At 62.9% G+C, this 2,097-nt stretch carries 3 protein-coding genes; 1 reads left to right on the top strand and 2 read right to left on the bottom strand.

All coding sequences use genetic code 11. From position 1 onward, the window contains the following. Positions 1–84: 84 nt before the first annotated feature. Together E1297_RS02510 and E1297_RS02505 are read right to left on the bottom strand one after the other, a co-directional pair. Complete coding sequence (locus E1297_RS02510; protein WP_155133483.1) at positions 85–1,026, bottom strand: helix-turn-helix domain-containing protein; 942 nt, start codon at positions 1,024–1,026, stop codon at positions 85–87. Beyond that, complete coding sequence (locus E1297_RS02505; RefSeq protein WP_155133480.1) at positions 995–1,489, bottom strand: hypothetical protein; 495 nt, start codon at positions 1,487–1,489, stop codon at positions 995–997. The genes E1297_RS02510 and E1297_RS02505 overlap by 32 nt, the downstream gene beginning before the upstream one ends. Positions 1,490–1,565: 76 nt before the next feature. On the opposite strand from E1297_RS02505, the gene E1297_RS02500 reads away from it, so the two are divergent. After that, positions 1,566–1,934: a hypothetical protein gene (locus E1297_RS02500; RefSeq protein ID WP_196223152.1), complete on the top strand. Its 369-nt coding sequence runs from the start codon at positions 1,566–1,568 to the stop codon at positions 1,932–1,934. The last annotated feature ends 163 nt before the right edge of the window (positions 1,935–2,097 follow it).

The following is a 2,097-nucleotide window of genomic DNA, read 5'->3' as shown; positions in this document are numbered from 1 at the left end:
TCCTTTGACTGGCCGCAGCGAAGTGGAACCGGACGAACGGCATCAGTGGACCGGAAGCGGACTTGGCATTTAAGAGTGCACGGCCTAGTCCTCAGGGGCCACCTCGGACGGAGCGACGCCTAGGCGATAGCCATACCCTCGCACGGTCACGATCAGGGCATCGGCGGCTGCCCGTGACAGACCGCAGCCGACCAGAGCCTTGCGCAGATCCCGCACGATCTCGTTAGCGGCACGCCCGGTTCGCGCTTCGATGGTCTCCTTGCGCAGTACGGGGTCGCGTTGCCCGACCTGTTCAACAAAAAGCCGGATCAAGGCGAACATCTGCGGCGTGAGATCGAGGCGTTGTCCGTCGAACATGAGCGCCTGGCAGCTCCGGCGAAGGATGAGGCGAGGTTTGGTGACGACGCTCGGCGAAAGCCGCTCAATCGCTATATGCTCCGAACGGCGATCATCCAACCGGACGCATTCGGCGAACGAGCGGGCTTCGATACCGGCCGCACGCAAGTGCAGTTCGGTTGTCGGGTCGAGCTTGTTGCAGATGACGATGATGGGCACCGGTCCGGCGGCCATTCTGGTCGCGTGAATTGTGGCAGGTGCCATCAGCAAATGGGTATCGCGGCAGAGAAAGACGCAGATACCCGTCGGCAGCCGTCCCAGCAGCCAAAGTCCATCTGCTGCAACAGTGGCTACTGCGGGCCATCCGCCGGATGCTACAATGGCCGCGATCAGTTGATCGGCGTTGATCGCGAACCGTCGAAGGTCATCCGGCTCCAGCAGGACATCGGCCGCCGGATCATAAGGACAGCAGGCACGCAGGCTCCCCCCGACCGTTCGTATGGGGCGCGCGTCAAGACCGCAGTCGCAATGCGCGCATACAGACCAGGTGTCGGCTTTCCTCTGCTCTATGAGAACCCGGGCTCGAACAAGCCGGTCGACCTCTCCATCGGGAAAGCGCCGCAACGCCCGCCCGGAGATGAAGACCGATGGCCCGGCCTCACTCAGCCGCGTCCACAGCCAACACAGCATCTTGGGTCTTTTCCAGTCCGTTGCGGGCGATCAGATCATGGATTGCCCTTTCGAACCGCGTTCGCCGGAAGGCCAAAGTACCGGGTGGCTTCACGCGGACGGTCACCTGTGCCGGCCGCGTTGCTTCTGTGCGAAAGGTGACGCGAAAAGTCATTTCCCCAAGCCGCCATGCCTCGCCAAACCGCACCTCGCTCCCCTCGAAATGACGAAGCGCCGCCCCCGAACCATCTTTCGACACCCATGTCCGCACAAGACGCACCTCACCTGTCTCTTTATCTTGTTCATAAAGATCGGCCGCGGCTCCAACGATCCGGATCTGGGCAATCCGGTCATCATAGGCGTGATCGAAGGCAAAGGTGGGCCCGGCCCGGCTGACCGGATCCAACGTATAGAGATCGCGCGCATCAGATCCTGAGAAGAACCCCGGACGGCCGAGGATATGTTCGGCAAAGAGGTCGGCCACATCTGCCTGGCGTCCGCGCGCGACGCCCCCCAGTCGAAATAGACCTTCTGCCGGCGCATACCGGAGCGCGGCGTATTTGACGGCCCGCAGAGTGATGATCTCTTCGCGGTTAAACCGCCTGATCGATCACGGCAACTACCTCTGCTACGGGATGGCCGGCGCCGCGCTCTGGACGCTCGGCATCCCGCCGCACATGTCCGTTTTCCACGGCAAGACACGCGCCGGCGGGCTCGTCTTCGATCTGGCAGACGGGTTCAAGGACGCTCTCGTATTGCCGCTGGCCTTCGCCGCTGCCATGCCGGGGCGTGACGAAGATCCGGAGAAGACCTTCCGGGGCAGGCTGATCGACGCTTTTGATGATCGCAAGATCCTCAGCGAGGCGATCGCGACGGTAAACAGCATGCTTGATGCCGGCTATCCGGAACGGGGCGCGGCGCATGCGTGAGATCATTGCCGTCTGCCGGTCCCGGAAAAAGTCGCGCGATCGCGTCGCCCGCGTCCTGGACCGCTATTTCTGGAGGATCCCCGCCGGATAGGCGGCTGAGAGAAGCGCTTGCCGGATCCTGTCCGCGTCAATTCCCCTCCCCGCCGGATAGGCGGCTGAGAGA

The organism is Roseibium sp. RKSG952 (genome assembly GCF_009711355.1).
Note: the sequence above shows the minus strand (reverse complement) of the source record. Positions and strands in the feature narration are given on the sequence as shown.

Coding starts and splice junctions, on each gene's coding strand:
- E1297_RS02510 (WP_155133483.1), bottom strand. CDS start 1,026: ATGCTGTGTTGGCTGTGGACGCGGCTGAGTGAGGCCGGGCCATCGGTC.